This is a genomic window from Pseudomonas sp. DCA-1, assembly GCF_046523955.1.
Classification (GTDB): Bacteria; Pseudomonadota; Gammaproteobacteria; order Pseudomonadales; family Pseudomonadaceae; genus Aquipseudomonas; species Aquipseudomonas putida_Y.
In genome coordinates this window covers 3,951,757-3,969,698 of record NZ_CP169881.1, presented here as the reverse complement: position 1 = coordinate 3,969,698, position 17,942 = coordinate 3,951,757, and the positions used below count along the sequence as shown (strand labels likewise).

Here is a 17,942-nt window from a genome sequence, read left to right as displayed (position 1 = left end):
TCCTACAGGGGGATGCAACCTTTGTAGGAGCGGGTTTACCCGCGAAGGGCCGCCCAGCGGCCCCGGCTTTCCCCGGCCGACAACAAAACATAACACCCCGCCCGTTGTACTCCCGCAAACATCCCCGCTACGATCCCCTCAAGCTATTGCAGGCCTCTAGATCAGGCATTCGCAAGGCCTGCAATGCATTGACCCACCAAAAAGAACACAACAAGGGGGCAGTCATGAGGGAACAGTTACGTATGCCAGCCAGGCGTGGCGCCTGGCCATGGGCAGCCAGCGCGATGCTGGCACTGGCATTGGGGATGTGGGCCGACAGTGCCCAGGCCGCGGCAGCCGATGAATACTCCACCGAGTCGGCCAAGGCCAGTGAAAGCCTGTTGATCGACACCACCCATGCCGGCAAGCGCCTGGTGGTGGTTGGTGATCGCGGCCACATTCTGTTCTCCGACGACCAGGGCAGCACCTGGACCCAGGCCCGGGTACCCACCCGGCAATTGCTCACTGCCGTGTTTTTCCTCGACGACAAGCGTGGCTGGGCTGTCGGCCATGACGCACAGATCCTCACCAGCAGCGACGGCGGCGCTACCTGGAGCAAGCAGTTCGAAGACCTCGCCCGTGAAGCGCCCTTGCTCGATGTCACCTTCCTCGATGCCCGGCACGGCTTTGCCGTGGGGGCCTATGGCGCCTTGCTGGAAACCACTGATGGCGGGCAGCACTGGCAGGACGTGGCCGAGCGGCTGGACAACCCGGACCAGCTGCACCTGAACGGTATCGCCCAAGTGCGCGATGCCGGCCTGTTCATCGTGGGTGAGCAGGGTGGTATGTACCGCTCCGCCGACAGGGGCCAGACCTGGGTCAAGGTCCAGGGCCCTTACGAGGGCTCGCTGTTCGGCGTGATCGGCACCGCCAGGCCGCAGACCCTGCTGGCCTACGGCCTTCGCGGCAACCTGTTCCGCTCCAGCGACTTCGGTGACAGCTGGCAGCCGATCGAACTCAAGGCCGCGCGCGGTACGCTGGAGTTCGGCCTGGCAGGCGCTACGCTTGTCGATGATGGCACCCTGGTGCTGGTCGGCAATGGTGGCAGCGTGCTGCGCAGCACGGACGACGGCCAGACCTTCAGCGTGTACAACCGCGCCGACCGCCTGGCCCTGGCCGGCGTCAGTGGCTTGGCCAATGGCGGCCTGCTGCTGGTGGGGCAGGGTGGTGTGCATCTGGCCAGCGCCGAAGGGGCTGATCAGGCTGCCCGGGAGGTGCGTCCATGACCAGCAGGGAGAGCATTGCCATGCACTCGCATCACCAGGACAAGGCCACGCTGCTGGAACGCCTGATCTTCAACAACCGCCCAGTGGTCATCGCCCTGTGTGTGCTGGTCAGTATTTTCCTGTTCTGGCAGGCCACGCAGATTCGCCCGTCGACCAGCTTCGAGAAGATGATCCCGCTGCAGCACCCGTTCATCGAGCAGATGATGGAGCACCGCAACGACCTGGCCAACCTTGGCAACACCGTGCGCATTTCGGTGGAGGCGGTGAACGGTGACATCTTCGACAAGGACTACATGGAGACCCTGCGTCAGATCCATGATGAGGTGTTCTACATCCCCGGTGTCGATCGGGCCGGGTTGAAGTCACTGTGGAGCCCCAGCGTGCGCTGGAGCGAGGTCACCGAAGAGGGTTTTTCCGGTGGTGAGGTAATCCCCAACACCTACAACGGGTCGCAGGACAGCCTCGATACCCTGCGCGACAACGTGCTCAAGTCAGGCCAGGTGGGGCGCCTGGTAGGCAACAACTTCAAGTCCAGCATCATCGACGTGCCGCTGCTGGAGAGCTACCCCGACCCGCAGGACTCGGGCAAACAGGTGAAGCTGGACTACCAGCAGTTCTCTCACCTGCTGGAAGAGAAGATCCGCGACAAGTTCCAGGCACAGAACCCCAATGTAAAAATCCACATCGTCGGCTTTGCCAAGAAGGTCGGTGACCTGATCGATGGCCTGGTGATGGTGGCGATGTTCTTCGGCGTCGCCCTGGTGATCACCTTGGTGTTGTTGTACTGGTTCACCTGGTGCATCCGCAGCACTGTCGCCGTGCTCATTACCACACTGGTGGCGGTGGTCTGGCAGCTGGGGCTGATGCATGCGGTGGGCTTTGGCCTGGACCCGTACTCGATGCTGGTGCCGTTCCTGATCTTCGCCATCGGCATTTCCCACGGGGTGCAGAAGATCAACGGCATCGCCCTGCAGTCGAGTGACGCCGACAACGCCCTTACCGCTGCCCGGCGCACATTCCGTCAGTTGTTCCTGCCGGGCATGATCGCCATCCTTGCCGACGCAGTGGGCTTCATTACCCTGCTGATCATCGACATCGGGGTGATTCGCGAACTGGCCATCGGCGCCTCCATCGGCGTGGCGGTGATTGTGTTCACCAACCTGATCCTGTTGCCGGTGGCCATCTCCTATGTCGGCATCAGCAAGAAGGCCATCGAGCGCAGCAAGAAAGACGCGACCCGCGAGCACCCGTTCTGGCGCCTGTTGTCGAACTTCGCCAGTGCCAAGGTGGCGCCGGTGTCGGTGGTGCTGGCGCTGCTCGCCTTCGCCGGTGGCCTGTGGTACAGCCAGAACCTGAAGATCGGCGACCTCGACCAAGGGGCACCGGAGCTGCGCCCCGACTCGCGCTACAACCAGGACAACAACTTCATCATCAGCAACTACTCGACCAGTTCCGATGTGCTGGTGATCATGGTCAAGACGCCGTCGGAGATGTGCTCGGTCCACTCGACCATGGCGCCGATCGACGAGCTGATGTGGACCATGGAAAACACCCCTGGCGTGCAGTCGGCGATTTCCCTGGTCACCGTTTCCAAACAGGTGATCAAGGGCATGAACGAGGGCAGCCTGAAATGGGAAACCCTGTCGCGTAACCCGGACATCCTCAACAATTCCATCGCCCGGGCTGACGGCCTTTACAACGGCGACTGCTCATTGGCACCCGTGCTGGTGTTCCTCAATGACCACAAGGCTGAAACGCTGGAGCGCGTCACCGCCGTGGCCAAGGCGTTTGCCGACAGCCATGACAAGGAAGGCCTGCAGTTCCTGCTGGCGGCGGGCAACGCTGGCATCGAGGCCGCGACCAACGAGGTGATCAAGTCGGCCGAGCTGACCATCCTGATCCTGGTGTACATCTGCGTGGCCGTGATGTGCCTGATCACCTTCCGCTCGTTCGCCGCCACACTGTGCATCGTGCTGCCCCTGGTGCTGACCTCGGTGCTGGGCAACGCGCTGATGGCCTACATGGGCATCGGGGTGAAAGTGGCGACCTTGCCGGTGGTGGCGCTGGGTGTGGGCATTGGCGTGGACTATGGCATCTATATCTACAGCCGCCTGGAAAGCTTCCTGCGTGCGGGGTTGCCATTGCAGGAGGCGTATTACCAGACCCTGCGCTCGACCGGCAAGGCGGTGCTGTTCACCGGGCTGTGCCTGGCCATTGGGGTATGCACCTGGATTTTCTCGGCGATCAAGTTCCAGGCGGACATGGGCCTGATGCTGACCTTCATGCTGCTTTGGAACATGTTTGGTGCGCTGTGGCTGCTACCGGCATTGGCGCGGTTCCTGATCAAGCCCGAGAAGATGGTGGGCAAGGAGGGTGGGTCGATCTTTGCCCATTGATTGCAGGGGGGGCCGCGTTGCGGCCCCAAGGTTATACTGCCGACTCATTTCAGATTGGTACCCCTATGTCCCCCCTCGCTACCGCCCTGCAGTCCTGCGATATGCTTCTGATCGACGGCCTGCACGCCTTCGACTTCACCGCCGATGAAACCGGCCTCACTGTCGAATGCATGGACGGCCGCCAATTGCGTCGCTGGTCGTTCACCCCCGAGCAAGTCGCTGCCGCCATCGCCACCGGAGACGAGTGGCAACTCGACGATGCCAACGGCGCGCATCGACTAGTCTGTATGAGTGCCTTTCGCGCCCCGGATGATGACCAAGATGAACCGGACCTGGACGAACCTGCTGACCGCTAGCCTGATGAGCCTGACTATCCACGCCCACGCCTCGACGTTGCTGGTGGGCAGCTACACCGATGGCGCGAGCCAGGGTATCTACCGCTATCAGTTCGACGACAAGGCTGGCCGCATCGACCCCACGCCGCAACAAGTGGTCAAGAGCGTCAACCCTTCATGGCTTGTGCTGTCGGCCGACCAGCGCCAGCTGTTCGTGGTCAATGAAACCCCGGGTGGCCATGCCAGCAGTTTCAGCGTCAGCACCAAGGGCGAGCTCAAGCCGCTCAACCAGGTGGTCACCCACGGTGACGAACCGACTCACGCCAGCCTCAGTCGTGACCAGCGTTATCTGTTCGTGGCCAACTACGCGGTAAAGCCTGACCCTGGCGGCAGCCTGGTGGTCATCCCGGTGGCCAGGGACGGCAAGCTCAAAGCCGTGGTGCAACAGGCTCGGCACAAGGCGAGTGGCGTCAACCCCGAACGCCAGGCCGGTGCCCATGTGCACGCACTGGTGCTGTCGCCCAACGGCCAGCATGTGTATGCCTGCGACCTGGGCGCGGACAAGGTATTCATCTACCGCTATGACGGCGCCAGTGTGGACAAACCATTGAGCCCGGCAATCCCGGCCTCGGTGGCCTTGCCGCCAGGCAGTGGGCCCCGTCACCTGCTGTTCGACGCCAAGGGCCAGCATGCCTACCTGACGCTGGAAATGAGTGGCGAAGTGGTGATGTTCGATGTCGAGGATGCTGCTCTGCTTGAGCGTCAACGTCTGCCGCTGACCGAGCTGCAGGATGCAGCGGCCAAGGCAGCGGGAGGCCTGCACCTGTCGGCAGACGGCCGCTTCCTGTACGTGAGCAACCGTGGTACGGCGAATGAAATCCTGGTGTTTGCTGTTGGCAAGAATGACGGCCAGTTGACGTTCGTGCAGCGCCGCTCCGTGGAAGGCGACCATCCCCGCGAATTTGCCCTGGACCCTAGCGGCAAATTCCTTCTGGTGGCCAACCAGAAGAGCAACCAGATCGTGGTCATGCGCCGTGATCTCTTGACTGGCAAGTTGGGGGAAACCGTGCAGACCATGGCGCAGGACGCGCCTTCGGACCTGAAGTTCATCGAGTGATGATTTGTGAGGGTTCGGCGTTGGATTTTTAGCGCCTGGGATAGCGAGCGCCGCCCGCGCGGCGCTCGATCTCAAACCCTACATCAAACCCCCGCCAGGCGCTTGGCCGCCCCACACACTCACCTGGCCATGACGGCCTTGAACAGCTCCGAAGCCAGCCACCCCTCCAGCCAACTGCGCACCCGTGGATAAGCCGCCTCGGCGAACCACTGCGGTTCAACCCCGGCAAACTGGCGCATCAGCGGCAGCAACGCGGCATCGGCCAGGCTCGGGTGGTCGGCCAGCAGGTAAGCCCGCCCCACCAGCAGGCCTTCGAGCTCCGCCAGCCAGGCCTCGGCCTGCTGGCGGTAATGTTCGCGGGAATGCTCCGGGTAACGTTCGGCATACTTGTACAGGTTCACGTGCGCCTTGAACGTGGTGTCATTGCGCGCAATCAGCGTTTCAGCCTGCTGCGCAGCCGCAGGGTTGGCCTGTAGCCGCCAGTCCTGCGGGTCGTGTTGCGTCAGCGCCCAGCGCATGATGTCCAGGCTCTCTTCCAGCACCCCTGCACCGGTGTCCAGCACCGGTACCGTGCCCTTGGGCGACAAGGCCAGCAGTTCTGCCGGCTTGTTCTTCATCGCCACTTCGCAGATCTCCACTTCGCAGCCGGCATAGCGCAGGGCCAGGCGCGCGCGCATGGCCCACGGGCAGCGGCGGAACGAGTAGAGGATCACCCGCACACCTCCACGTCACTCAGGCCATTACCCTGGCGCCGTACCTGGATCTGTACCGGGATCCGCTCGTGCATTTCCTGTACGTGGGAAATCACCGCCACTTTGCGACCCTGGGCTTGCAAGCCGTCGAGGGCGTCCATTGCCAACTGCAGTGACTCGGGGTCGAGGCTGCCGAAGCCTTCGTCGATGAACAACGATTCGATACGCAGGGTGCTGGAAGCCATCGACGCGAGGCCCAAGGCCAGGGCCAGCGACACCAGGAAGGTTTCCCCGCCCGACAACGAGTGCACCGAACGCAGTTCGTCGCCCATCTCGGTGTCCAGCACCAGCAGGCCAAGGGCGCTGCCGCCGCGTTTCAGGCGGTAGCGGCGGGCCAGCTGACGTAGCTGGGCGTTGGCGTGGTGCAGCAGCAGGTCGAGGTTGTAACCCTGGGCGATCTTGCGGAACACATCGCCCGAGGCCGAACCGATCAGGGCATTGAGGCGGGCCCAGCGTTGCCACTGTTGGTGGGCCTGTTCGATTTCGGCCGCCAGCGCCTGGTGGGCTTGCTGCCGGCGCTGGTCGTCGGCCTGTTGCGCGCGCAATTCGGCGCAGTGCTGCTCATGGTTGGCCAGGCGCCCGCGCAGCTCGGTCAGGGCGTGCTCCAAGGCTTCGGCCGAGGTGTCCACGGTCATTTGTGCGGCGTGTTGTTGCAGGCGCTGCTCACGTTCCTGCAGCAGCACGCGGCCTTGTTCGATGGCCTTTTCGGCACTTTGGACGCGCTGACGCAGTTCATTCACCTGGGCGTCATCCATGGCCAGCAGGCGATCCAGCCCGGCGTCATCCAGTTCTGGATGCTCGCTGCGCCATTGTGCGATCTGGCCTTGCAGTTGCTGGCACTCGCTGTCCAGCGCCTGTTGCTGCTGGGCATTGCCCTTGAGTTCGCTGGCCAGTTGTACGCCTTGGGTGCGCAGTTCCTGCAGGCGTTGGGCGGTATCGGCGGCAAGGGCGCGGGCGTGTTCCAGCGCGCTGTCCATGTGCTGTTGCCAGGCTTCGGCGCTGGCATGCTCGCCGAGCAGTTCGCCGAGTGAGGCCAGGGCTTGTTGGCGTTGCTCCTCGAGGGCGGCCAGTGTCTGCTGCAACTGCTGCTGGCCTTGCACGCGCGCCTGCTGTTGGTCACGCAGCTTGTCCAGCTGGGTTTGGCGTGCTTGCTGTTCTTCCAGTTCGTCCTTGCGCTGTTCCAGTTGCTGCAGGCGCTGGGCAATCTGCTGGTCGAGGGCGAGGAAGGCATTGGCCGGGTCTTCGTTCAGGGCCTTGAGGGCTTCCTTGGGCAAGACGCCGGCCAGGTCGTCAAGGCCTTGCTGCAACTGTTGCTCATCGTTGGCCAGGGCCTGGTGCTGCTGCTCCAGATGGCGCTGGGCCTGCTGCTGGGCGTCGTGGGCCGCCTGCAATTGCTGGTTCAGGCGGGCGGCGTCTTTTTGCAGGGCTAACAGAGCGCTCTGGCGTTTCTCGTCCTGGCTGATTTCTTCATCCAGGCGACGCAGCTGGCTGTCGAGCCAGGCGCGACGGGCTTTGTCGTCCTGTGGGGCGAGGGCTGGCCACAGGCTGTGGGCCTGTACCTGGGCCACCAACGGTTGCAACTGTTCGCCCAGTTGCTGGTGTTGCTGCTGGAAGTCCTTGAGCTGGGCATTGACCACGCCCAGTTGGGTACGCAGCTCTACCAGCTTGCTGTTGAGCGTTTCGACCTGCTTCTGCGCGGCGTGCTCTTCGGTCTGGTCATGGCGACCCAGGCTCTGCAGCAATGCTTCTGGCTGATGGAACGGGTGTTCGGCGCTGCCACAGACCGGGCAGGGCTCGCCGTCACGCAGTTGGCCACGCAGTTCTTCGACGCTGGTGTTGCGTGCCAGACGTTGCCGTTCCAGCAGTTGACGGGTGAGCGTCAACGCCTGTTCGGCGGCCTCCAGTTCGGCCTTGGCGGCGGTGCCTTCGGTAATCAGTTGCTGGCGTTGCAGCATGGCCTGCTGCTGGCGGTCGCGCAGGGCGTCCAACTGCTGGCGCAGCTCCTGTTCACGGCCGTGCAGGCGTGACATTTCCTCTACGGCGCGCTGCTGTTTGCGGTTGTCCTGCAGCATGCCGCCGAGCAGGTCGATCTGTTCGGCCAGGGCCTGGGGCTCGGCCTTGGCTTCACGGAACAACAGGTCGTAGGCGTCGCGCTCGGCCTGCAAGTGTGCATTGGCCTGGCTAGCCTGGGCCTGCAGGCCGGGTAGCTCTTCTCGGCCCTTGGTCAGGCGGCCACCGATCAGCATCACCTGCTTCAGTTGCGGCAGGTAGGCGTGCCAGGCATTGGCCAGGCCCGCCAGGTGCTGGCTGTCGGCAAGCGCGGTGTCGATCTGCGCCAGTTGCTGAATGCTGCGCTGCTGGTTGTCTTCCAGCTGCTGCAGTTGCTGCTGGCCGTCAGCGACCTGCTGTTGCGCCTGCTGGCCGATGCTGCGCTGGGCGGCCAGCTCCTGGTCCAGGCGCGCCAGACTGTCCTGCGCGGCAAAAGCCTGGCGCAGGCGCGGCGCGTTCTCGCCGTGCTCGGCCTGGCGGTCGGCAAGCGCTTGGCGCGCAGTGTCCAGCGCCTGTTCGAGTTCGTGGGTGCGCACCTGCAGTTCGGCTTGCTGCTGTTGCTGTTCGGCCATTTTCGCGGCCACTGGCGCCAGCTGTGCGCTCAGGGCCTGTCGGCGGTGGAACTGGTGACGCTGTGGGGCCAGGCGCTCCAGGCGTGCCAGGTCCAGGCGTGGTTCGGCCAGCTGTTGCCAGTCCAGTTCGGCGGCCTGCAGCGTGGTACTGGCTTCGGCGTGTTGGGCCTGTAGCTGGCGTTGTTCATTCAGCCAGTTGCGTTGCTGCTCCAGCTGGCGCTCGCCGGCCTGGTCGGCCTTGAACTGCTGCTGCGCCTGCTCCAGGCGCTGGTCGAGCTCGGCACGGGCCTCGGCAGCCATTGGCAGCAGGTGGCTGGCGCGTTCTTTCAGGGCGTTGTGCGCCTCGCCGGCTTCACGCGCCTTGCTGAAGGCACGCTGGCCCAGGCGGGTGTAGATTGCGGTGTTGGTGAGTTTTTCCAGCAGCTCGCTGCGGTCTTTGTCGTCGGCCTTGAGGAACGCGCCGAACTCGCTCTGGGCCAGCATCACCGCACGGGTGAACTGTTCGAAATTCAGGCCCAGGCGGGCTTCTACCAGTTGCTTGTATTCGTTTTTGCCACTGCCGAGAACCTGCTCGCTGTCGAGGTCGTAGAAGCTCTGACGGCTGTGTTGCAGTTTGCCGTTGGCCTTGTCGCGGGCGCGGTTGGCTTCCCAGCGGGCGCGGTAGCGGCGGCCGTCGATACCGACAAAGTCGACCTCGGCAAAACCGCTGCCGGTGCCGCGGCGCAGCAGGTTGCGCGGGTCGGAAGTGGGTATTTCGCCGTCGGCATCTGGCACCTTGGCCTCACGGCCAATGTCATTGAGGCGCGGCACGGTGCCGAACAGCGCCAGGCACAGGGCGTCAAGCAGGGTGCTCTTGCCGGCGCCGGTTGGCCCGGTGATGGCGAACAGGCCAGCGCTGGCCAACGGTTCTGCGGTGAAATCGATGTCGATCGGGCCGGCCAGCGATGCCAGGTTCTTCAGGCGGATGGCGAGAATCTTCATGGCTGTTCCTCTTCCTGTTGCACGTCCTGCAACAGCAGGGCGAAGTCGGCCAGCGCCTGCTCGTCGGCCGGGTTGCCGTAGGCTTGCTCCCAGGCGCGGCTGAACAGGTCTTGCGGGGTCATCTGGGCCAGCTCGACAAAGGCCAGGTCATCGTCTTCGGCGTTGTTGCGGCCAGCGTATTCGGCGCTGATGCGGATCAACCGTACCGCCTTGCCTTCAAGCGCGGTTTCGATCTGCTGGCGCAGGTCGGGCTGCGGCTCATCCAGAATTACCCGCACCTCCAGCCAGGGCTGACGGTTGGGGTCTTCGAGCAGGTCGACCACCGGCAGGTCGGCCAGTTGCTGCAGCAGTTCGCCCAGCGGTGCCGGGCCCACCCGTTGCAGGGCCACGGCGCGTGGTACGGGGCGTGGCTCGACGCTGACCAGGCCGTTGCCGTCCAACTCCACTTCCAGGACCTGGTGCGGGTAGTTGATTTCGGCGAACGACAGCGGGATTGGCGAGCCGCTGTAGCGGATGCGTTCTTCGCGGTTGACCTTCTGCGGCTTGTGCAGGTGGCCCAGGGCGACATAGCTGATGGCTTTGTCGAACAGTTTGGCCGGCAGCGCCTCGGCGTTACCGATGATCAGGCTGCGCTCGGAGTCTTCCGACACCGCACCACCGGCCATGTGCGCGTGGCTGATGGCAATTAGCGCCTGGTCTTTCTTGCGCTTCTTCTGCGCGGCGGCGATCAGTTGCTGGTGCACCTGTGTGATGCCTTGCAGGTAGTCGTCACCCAACTGCGGGCCGGTCACTTCGGCCGGGCGCAGGAACGGCAGGGCCAGGCACCAGGCGGCCACCTTGCCACGGCCGTTGGTAAGCGGAATCAACAGGCGCTCGGCATCCAGCTGGCCCTCGTCCAGCCAGTGCACACGGCCCAGTGCATGGGTGCGCAGGCGGCGCATGAGCGCGGCGGGCAGCTCGATGCGCGAACCGGAGTCGTGGTTGCCGGCGATCATCACGATGTCCAGCTTGGGCTGTTGCTCGTGGGCCTGGACGATGAAGTCGTAGAGGCGTTCCTGGGCTTTGACCGGCGGGTTGACGGTGTCGAAGATGTCGCCCGCAATCAGCAGCGCATCCGGCTGTCGCAGGTGTAGCTGGCCGAGCAGCCAGTCGAGGAAGCAGGCGTGTTCGAAATCGCGTTCCTGGCCGTGCAGGCTTTGGCCCAGGTGCCAGTCGGAGGTATGAAACAGACGCATGGATGACCTGTTGGTGTCGAGTCGGGCAAGCGGGGAAAGGGCGGTATGGTAACCCAAGCGGGGTTCGGGGGGCAGGGCGAGGGATTGGGGGAGGGCGAGGGATTGGGGGCACAAGGTGTTCGCCATGAAAATTTCAGCGCCTGTGAGATCGAGCGCCGCCCGCGCGGCGCATCGCGAGCTGCGCTCGCTCCTACGTTTGTTTCGGGCCAGTTATTTCTGTGAAATTTGCGCGCGTACGCCTTGGCGCATAGCTCGATATCGCGTCCTACAAACACGGCGGTCGCGCGCGCCTGTCACAGGCGTTACTGGCCAAAAACAAACGTAGGAGCGAGCGCAGCTCGCGATGCGCCGCGCGGGCGGCGCTCGATCTCACAGGCGCTGAAAACCCTATGGCGAACACCTGCTGGCTTACTTGGGATAAAGCGGCGGCAGGCTGCCGTTTTCGCCCGTCGGCAGCAATACCTGCTCAGCCGGCGGAATGGTACCAATCGCCCGCCACAAGTCTTCACCCTGCCAATACTGCCCGCTCTCGCTGTACAACGCCCCGTTCAAACCATCCAGCGCATCCGACAACGGCACGAAGCGCGCCGCCATCTCGGCCAGGGTTTCCGGTTGCTGCCGGGCCCAGGCATCCAGCGCCTGGCGCGTAGCCTGGGGGTCGTTGGCCTGGCATGCGCGCTTGAGGTCGTCCAGCAAGGTGCGTGGGCTTGGCCCGTTCTGCGCGGCGCGCAGCACCGCTGGCCGCGAGCGGGCGCGCCACCACAGGGCGAAGCCCAGCACGGTGGTCAGGGCGAACACCAGTGTGGACAGCTGCCACGGCCACAGCAGGGTGCTGGCGCTGCTGTTGTCGCCCACCGGGGTGTCGGCGCTCAGTGCCGGGTTGTCCTGTACGTTCAGCGTGCGCGCCGGCAGGCTGCTGTGCTCCAGGTGATCTTCGCGGGTGTTCCACCAGGCCACTTCCAGCGCCGGCAAGGCCAGCGTGCCGCTGTGGGTCGGCACCAGGGCCTCGCGCTCTTCGCGGTTGGCGGTCATGCCCCGTTCGCTGATTTCGTTGCGCAACAACGGTTGGTCAGGGTAGCGGCGCAGGCCGATGATCTCTGTGGCCGGCAGCGGTGGCAGTTGGGTGCTGGACAAGCCTTCGGCACGCAAGGTGATGTTGCGCGTCAGCGAGTCGCCAATCTGTACCTGCTGGCTGCCGGGGTCGGGGCTCCAGTGCTCTTCCAGGGTCAGGCTGCTGGTTGGCAACCACGGCAAGCCAGCCGGCCAGGCTGCGGGAATCGGCCGTACATTGAGGCGCAAGGGCAGCGAGCTGACCTGTACCTGATGGCCGGCGCGGGCCGTACCATTGGCCTGCGCTGCTTCGTCGTTGCTGGCGGCTGCCGTGGCGGTGAAAGTCAGCGGCGGGATGTCGAGGGTACCGCTTTGCTGGGCATACACCGCATAGCGGGTTTCGATCACGCCATGACGCACGCCGTTGATTTCCTTTTCATACGTGCGCGACTCGCCCAGCGGCTCGACCTTGGCGTTCTCCAGTTGCAGGGGGCTGAGGCTGCTGTCGTCGTACAGCGCTACTGAGTGGTAGATGCGCACCGTCAGCACGGATTGGGCCTGGACATAGACGTCGTGGTTGTCGAGGGTCGCTTCGATGAATACCTGAGCGTTTTCCTGGCGACTGGCATCGGCCTGCAGCACTTGCAGTTCGATGGCCTGGCTGTGCGACTGGCCCAGTTGCAGCTCGGGTATGCGCAGGCTACCGCTGCGCCGTGGCAGCAGGGTGATGATCCAGCGGGTGCTGGCGCGGGTTTCGCCGTCGAGGGTGTGCAGGCTGTTCAGCTGGCGCGTACCGCGCACTTCGAAGTCACCTTCCAGGGCGCGCAGGTCGGGCTTGCCGAACTGGGTGACGTCCTGGCTTTCCAGGGTCAGTTCCAGGCTTTCGCCCGCCTCCAGGCGGGTGCGGTCGACGCTGGCCTGCAGCAGCGGTTCGGCGTGGGCCAGCACGGCCCACAGCAGGGTGAGGAGCAAGACGCCGAAGCGACTCATCGTGATTTTTCCTGATGCAATTGCTGTTCATACCAGAATTTGCGTCGCAGCAGCTCTGCCGGGTTGTCGGGGATCTCCCGCAGCCATTGCTCCAGGGCTTGGCGCTGTTCGCCGTCGAGGTTGGTCGATACCGGGCGCTGGGGCGGCTGGATGACGCTGTCGTCGCCCCCGGCCTGGTTGCCGGGTGCTGCCTGGCTGTTGCTGCTTTCGCCGGGTTGTTCGGGGCTGGCCTGTTGGTCGTTGCCGGGTGTGCCTTGGGCCTGGTTGCTGGCCGAGCTGCTGTTGCCTTCGGTTTCGCTGCCGGGCGTGTCTTGGGTATCGCTGCCGGGTGGCTGTTCCTCGGCCTTGGCTTCACGTTGCTGCAGCAGTTGCTGCACCAGCGCCTGGTTGTCCAGTGCGGCCTGCAGGTCGGGCTGGCGCTCCAGGGCTTGTTCGTAGGCATCCAGGGCGGCTTCCAGCTCGCCACCATGGGCCAGGGCATTGCCTCGATTGTAGTGGGCTGCTGCTGTATCGCCTTGGGAAAATGCCTCGGCGGCACCGGCATAGTCGCCGGCCTGGTACAGGGCCATGCCGCGCCATTGCGGGTTCTGGAAGTGACGTGCAGCGCTGGCCGGACGGTTTTGCTCCAGCAGCTTCTGGCCTTGCTGATCAGGGCGCAGCCACAGGTCGTTGAACTCAAAAGCCTGGGCAGGCTGCGGCAAGGCCAGCAGCAGCGGCAGGCAGAACAGCCAGCCGCGCCGGCCGGCGCAGGCGGCCAGCAGCAACAATGGAATCAGCAGCCAGTAACCTTGGTCGGCCCAGCTATCCAGTTGCAGGGTCTGGCCGTCATTGCGCCCGCTCCGCGGGTTGTCGAACAGGCCCAGGCCACGCAGGTCGAGGTCGTCGATGCGGGCATGCCGGTAGCGCCCGCCCGTGCTGCGGATAAAGCCCTTCAGGCTGGCGCTGTCCAGGCGAGGCAAAAGGATGCCGCCCTGGTCGTCTTTAAGGTATTCGCCATTGGCCTGGCGCACAGGGGCGCCTTCGCGGCTGCCGATGCCCAGCATCAGCAGGCTGGGGCCCTGGCGACCTAGGGCCTGGGTGATGCCCTGCCGTTCGGCGGCGCTGAGCGCCGAGCCTACCAGCAGCAGGCGGCCTTGGCCGAGGCCGCTCTGGGCCAAAAGCGCCAGGCCTTTTTGCACGGCCAGGTCGGCACGCTGGCCGGGTTTTGGCATGATCGACGGGTCGATGGCCTCGAGCAAATTGCGGGTGGTGGCCAGATCGTCAGACAGCGGCACGACGGTGTGCGCGGAGCCGGCATACACCACCAGGGCTGTCTGGCTGTCGCGGCGGTGTTCAAGCAGGTCGAGGATCTTGCGTCGAGCCTGTTCCAGGCGGTTGGGCGGGCTGTCCTCGGCGAGCATTTGCGGGGTCAGTTCGAGCAGGATCACCAGTGGGTCGGCCGGGCGCTGATGGCTTTCTTCCAGGCGCTGCCAGCTGGGCCCGAGTAGCGCCAGGATCACCAGTAACCAGGCAAGGCCCAGCGCCACCCACGGCAGTTTGCTGGTGCTGCCGCTGCCGCCACCCAGCAGCACGCCATGGAAGGCGGGCGGCAGAATCATCTGCCAGCGTCCGGCGCGTTTGCGCCGGTGCCACAGCTTGTACAGCAGCCAGCCGAGCACCGGCACCGCCAGCAGCCAGAGCGGACGCAGCCATTGGGGCCACAAATCGATCATCGCCGCCTCCTTAAACGCAGGCGCTTCAAGCGTTGGCGCCATTCCGGGTGCGGCTGCAGGAAGCGCGGCTTGCGCAGCACGCGTTGCAACAGGTTGTCGGGCCACTGCACGGCCACCACCAGCAGCACGCTGAGCAGCAGCGCCAGCGCCAGGGGCCAGGCGTACAGGGCCTGGGCTGTGCGCGCCTGGGTCGGTTGCTGGGCCACGGGCTCCAGTTGGTCGAGGGTATCGCCGATAGCGTCCAGTTCGGCGCCGTCATGGGCGCGGAAGTAGGCACCGTGGGTGATGTCGGCAATCTCCTTTAGCGCGGCTTCGTCCAGGTCCAGGCTCGGGTTGAGGCCGAGCAGGCCTGGGGTGCCATTGGCTTCGGGGTTGGCGCCGATACCGATGGTGTAGATACGCACGCCTTCCTGGGCCGCCAGGCGGGCGGCTGTCAGCGGGTGAATCTGCCCGCCGTTGTTGGCACCGTCGGTGATCAGCACCAGCACCCGGCTTTGTGCGGGGCGTTCGCGCAGGCGTTTGACCGCCAGGCCAATGGCGTCGCCGATGGCGGTGTTCTTGCCCGCGATGCCGATCTGCGCCTCGATGAGGAAGGTGCGCACGGTGCGCCGGTCAAAGGTGAGCGGCGCTTGCAGATAGGCCTGGCTGCCGAACAGGATCAGGCCCACGCGGTCGCCTTCACGGTCTTGCAGGAAGTCGCCCATCAGCGCCTTGACCAGGTCCAGGCGGCTGATGTCCTCGTTCTTCCACTGCATGTCGGGGAAGTCCATCGACCCGGACACATCCACCGCCACCAGCAGGTCGCGGCCGCTGGCGGCGATCGGCACCGGCTCGCCCAGCCATTGCGGGCGAGCAGCGGCGCACAGCAGCAACAGCCAGATGACGACGAACGGTGCCTGCTGGCGCCAGGTGGGCAGGTTGAGCCGCGCGCGGCGCCCGGCCAGGCCTTCCAGCTCGTTGAGGAAGCCCACCTTGAGCACCGGTTCCCCGCTGTCGGCTGCGGGCAGCAGCAGGCGCGCCAGCCATGGCAGCGGCAACAGGGCGAAGACCCACGGCCATGCCAGTTCAAACATGCTTGCGGATCCAGGTTTCGACGGCTTGGCTGAGCCCGGCGATGGCCTTGTCATCGAGCTTGCACTCGGGTTTATAGGCGCCTTCGACCAGTACCATCCAGCGGGTCAGGCCGGCGGCCGGGCAGCGGTTGTCGAGAAAGGCCAGCCACTGGCGGCCGTTGAGGGTGTGGCTGTTGGCGCCTGGGTAGTGGTTGCGGCACAGGCGTTTGAGCAGAGCGTTGATCTGTTGCAGCCAGGCGCCAGCCGGGGCACCGTCATACGGACGTGGCAGGCGGGCCAGCTCGGCCAAGGCCTCCAGGCGCACCGGGTCCAGGGGTTGTTCGGCGCGCACGATGCGGCGTTTGCCCGGGCGCCAGCGGCGCAGCCGCCACAAGCCCCAGCCCAGTAGCGGCAGGACGGCCAGCAGCAGCCACCAGCCCGGTGCGGGAGGCCACAGGCTGACCGGTGCCGGGGCGATCAGTGGGTGCAACTGGTCAAGCGGGTTCATGACGCGCTCCGTGGCCGCTGGGCGCTCAGGTACTCGCGCAGTTGTTCGACCATTTCGCTTTGCGTGCTCAGTGGCATCAGTACCACCCTCAGCTTTTGCGCCATCAGCTCCCAGCGCTCGATACGGGCTTCTGCCTGCTGGCGGTAGGCCTGGCGCAGGTTGGCGTCGAGGGTGTCGAGCTCCAGCTGGGCGCTGCGCTGAGCGAAGCGCAGCAGGCCGGCGGCGGGCAACGCGTGGTCGAGCGGGTCGGATACTGGCAGCAACAGCAGGTCGCAATGCCGTGAAAGCATGGCCAGGTGCTGTTCCACCTGGGCGCTGAGCGAGCGCTCATCGCAGATCACGATGGCCAGGCTGCCGGGGCGCAGCACTTCGCGGGCGCGGCGCAGGGCCAGGCCGAGGCTGTCGGCCCCCGGTACGGCTTCGGTGTGCAGTGACTGGTTGACCTTTGCCAAGCGGTTGAGCAGTTGCAGCAGGCTCTGTTTGCTGCGCCGGGGTTTGACTTCGTGGTGTTCGTTGTCGCCGAACACCAGGCCGCCGATGCGGTCGTTGTGGCCCAGTGCTGCCCAGCCGAACAGCGCCGCCGCCTGGGCCGCCAGTACGGACTTGAACATCAGCCCCGAGCCGAAGAAAAGCCGTTGGCTTTGTTCGACGAGGATGAAGATCGGCCGCTCGCGTTCTTCGTGGAACAGCTTGGTGTGCGGCTCCTGGGTACGCGCAGTGACACGCCAGTCGATGTTGCGCACATCATCGCCGGCCTGGTAGACGCGCACCTGGTCGAAGTCGACGCCGCGCCCACGTAGCCTGGAATGGTGCAGGCCCACCAGCGGGCTGCGTTGGCCAGGCTTGGAAAACAGCTGGATTTCGCGCACGCGGTGGCGCATGTCGATCAGCTCGGCAAGGCCAATGCGGATGCCATGTTCGGCCAGTTGCGCAGTGGGCATGGGGTCAGGCAACGGCGACGACGTCGAGGATGCGCTGGACCACGCGGTCCTGGTCGATCCCTGCCGCCTCGGCCTCGAAGGAGAGGATGATACGGTGGCGCAGTACGTCGAACAGCACTGCCTGGATGTCTTCGGGGCTGACAAAGTCGCGCCCGGCCAGCCAGGCGTGGGCACGCGCGCAGCGGTCCAGCGAGATGGAGCCGCGCGGGCTGGCGCCATAGGCGATCCAGTCAGCCAGCTCGGTGTCGAACTTGGCCGGGGTGCGGGTGGCCATGACCAACTGCACCAGGTATTCCTCCACTGCGTCGGCCATGTACAGGCCAAGGATTTCCTTGCGCGCGGCGAAGATGGCCTGCTGGCTGACCCGGCGCTCAGGCTTGGTCTCGCCGCCCAGGGCTTCACCCCGGGCTTGCGCCAGGATACGCCGCTCTACGGCGGCGTCGGGGAAGCCGATTTTTACATGCATCAGGAAGCGGTCGAGCTGGGCTTCGGGTAGCGGGTAGGTGCCTTCCTGCTCGATCGGGTTCTGCGTGGCCATGACCAGAAACAGCGGCGACAGGTCGTAGGTGCTGCGGCCCACACTGACCTGGCGCTCGGCCATGGCTTCGAGCAGCGCCGACTGTACCTTGGCCGGTGCGCGGTTGATTTCGTCGGCCAGCACCAGGTTATGGAAGATCGGCCCCTGCTGGAACACGAAGCTGCCGGTTTCCGGGCGGTAAATCTCCGTGCCGGTGATGTCGGCCGGGAGCAGGTCGGGGGTGAACTGGATGCGGTGGAACTGCGCTTCGATGCCTTCTGCGAGTTCTTTGATGGCTTTGGTCTTGGCCAGGCCCGGTGCCCCTTCGACCAGCATGTGGCCGTCAGCCAGCAGCACGATCAATAGCCGTTCGACCAGTTTTTCCTGGCCTAGGATCTGGGTAGAAAGAAAAGTGCGCAGCGCGATCAGCGCTTCACGGTGTTCCATCGGCGACGGTTCCTGGTAGGGGG

General features: G+C 65.0%; 13 protein-coding genes. 4 read left to right on the top strand and 9 right to left on the bottom strand.

Annotation, left to right across the window (positions count from 1 at the left end):
* Positions 1-224 precede the first annotated feature (224 nt).
* The 4 genes from ACE4QZ_RS18660 (at position 225) to ACE4QZ_RS18645 (ending at position 5,113) form a co-directional block, all read left to right on the top strand.
* Positions 225-1,265, top strand: coding sequence for a WD40/YVTN/BNR-like repeat-containing protein (locus ACE4QZ_RS18660; RefSeq protein WP_053870476.1), 1,041 nt, complete (start codon positions 225-227; stop codon positions 1,263-1,265).
* On the top strand, positions 1,262-3,661 hold the full coding sequence (locus ACE4QZ_RS18655; protein ID WP_410480113.1) for an efflux RND transporter permease subunit: 2,400 nt from the start codon (positions 1,262-1,264) through the stop codon (positions 3,659-3,661). The genes ACE4QZ_RS18660 and ACE4QZ_RS18655 overlap by 4 nt, the downstream gene beginning before the upstream one ends.
* A gap of 65 nt (positions 3,662-3,726) precedes the next feature.
* Positions 3,727-4,017, top strand: a complete 291-nt coding sequence (locus tag ACE4QZ_RS18650) for a DUF5629 family protein (protein WP_021784063.1) — start codon at positions 3,727-3,729, stop codon at positions 4,015-4,017.
* Positions 3,983-5,113: a lactonase family protein gene (locus ACE4QZ_RS18645; protein ID WP_223271112.1), complete on the top strand. Its 1,131-nt coding sequence runs from the start codon at positions 3,983-3,985 to the stop codon at positions 5,111-5,113. The genes ACE4QZ_RS18650 and ACE4QZ_RS18645 overlap by 35 nt, the downstream gene beginning before the upstream one ends.
* Before the next feature lie 119 nt (positions 5,114-5,232).
* Here the strand turns inward: ACE4QZ_RS18645 and ACE4QZ_RS18640 are convergent, their stop codons facing one another.
* The 9 genes from ACE4QZ_RS18640 to ACE4QZ_RS18600 all read right to left on the bottom strand — a co-directional run bounded on the left by ACE4QZ_RS18640 (position 5,233) and on the right by ACE4QZ_RS18600 (position 17,919).
* Positions 5,233-5,826 (bottom strand): glutathione S-transferase, encoded by a 594-nt coding sequence (locus ACE4QZ_RS18640; RefSeq protein ID WP_021784061.1) that lies wholly within the window; start codon positions 5,824-5,826, stop codon positions 5,233-5,235.
* A complete protein-coding gene (locus tag ACE4QZ_RS18635) occupies positions 5,823-9,467 on the bottom strand; it encodes an AAA family ATPase (protein WP_410480112.1) in 3,645 nt (1,214 codons plus the stop codon). The genes ACE4QZ_RS18640 and ACE4QZ_RS18635 overlap by 4 nt, the downstream gene beginning before the upstream one ends.
* The gene (locus ACE4QZ_RS18630; protein ID WP_021784059.1) at positions 9,464-10,702 is read right to left on the bottom strand and encodes an exonuclease SbcCD subunit D C-terminal domain-containing protein; all 1,239 of its coding nucleotides are present in this window, start codon (positions 10,700-10,702) and stop codon (positions 9,464-9,466) included. The genes ACE4QZ_RS18635 and ACE4QZ_RS18630 overlap by 4 nt, the downstream gene beginning before the upstream one ends.
* A 408-nt stretch (positions 10,703-11,110) precedes the next feature.
* A complete protein-coding gene (locus ACE4QZ_RS18625; RefSeq protein ID WP_331245215.1) occupies positions 11,111-12,742 on the bottom strand; it encodes a BatD family protein in 1,632 nt (543 codons plus the stop codon).
* On the bottom strand, positions 12,739-14,454 hold the full coding sequence (locus ACE4QZ_RS18620; protein WP_274148055.1) for a tetratricopeptide repeat protein: 1,716 nt from the start codon (positions 14,452-14,454) through the stop codon (positions 12,739-12,741). Before ACE4QZ_RS18620 ends, ACE4QZ_RS18625 begins: the two co-directional genes overlap by 4 nt.
* Complete coding sequence (locus ACE4QZ_RS18615) at positions 14,451-15,527, bottom strand: vWA domain-containing protein (protein WP_021784056.1); 1,077 nt, start codon at positions 15,525-15,527, stop codon at positions 14,451-14,453. Before ACE4QZ_RS18615 ends, ACE4QZ_RS18620 begins: the two co-directional genes overlap by 4 nt.
* Positions 15,520-16,014, bottom strand: a complete 495-nt coding sequence (locus ACE4QZ_RS18610) for a DUF4381 domain-containing protein (RefSeq protein WP_003247240.1) — start codon at positions 16,012-16,014, stop codon at positions 15,520-15,522. Before ACE4QZ_RS18610 ends, ACE4QZ_RS18615 begins: the two co-directional genes overlap by 8 nt.
* The gene (locus ACE4QZ_RS18605; protein ID WP_028698037.1) at positions 16,011-16,955 is read right to left on the bottom strand and encodes a DUF58 domain-containing protein; all 945 of its coding nucleotides are present in this window, start codon (positions 16,953-16,955) and stop codon (positions 16,011-16,013) included. Before ACE4QZ_RS18605 ends, ACE4QZ_RS18610 begins: the two co-directional genes overlap by 4 nt.
* A gap of 4 nt (positions 16,956-16,959) precedes the next feature.
* The gene (locus tag ACE4QZ_RS18600; RefSeq protein ID WP_003247242.1) at positions 16,960-17,919 is read right to left on the bottom strand and encodes an AAA family ATPase; all 960 of its coding nucleotides are present in this window, start codon (positions 17,917-17,919) and stop codon (positions 16,960-16,962) included.
* Between the last annotated feature and the right edge of the window lie 23 nt (positions 17,920-17,942).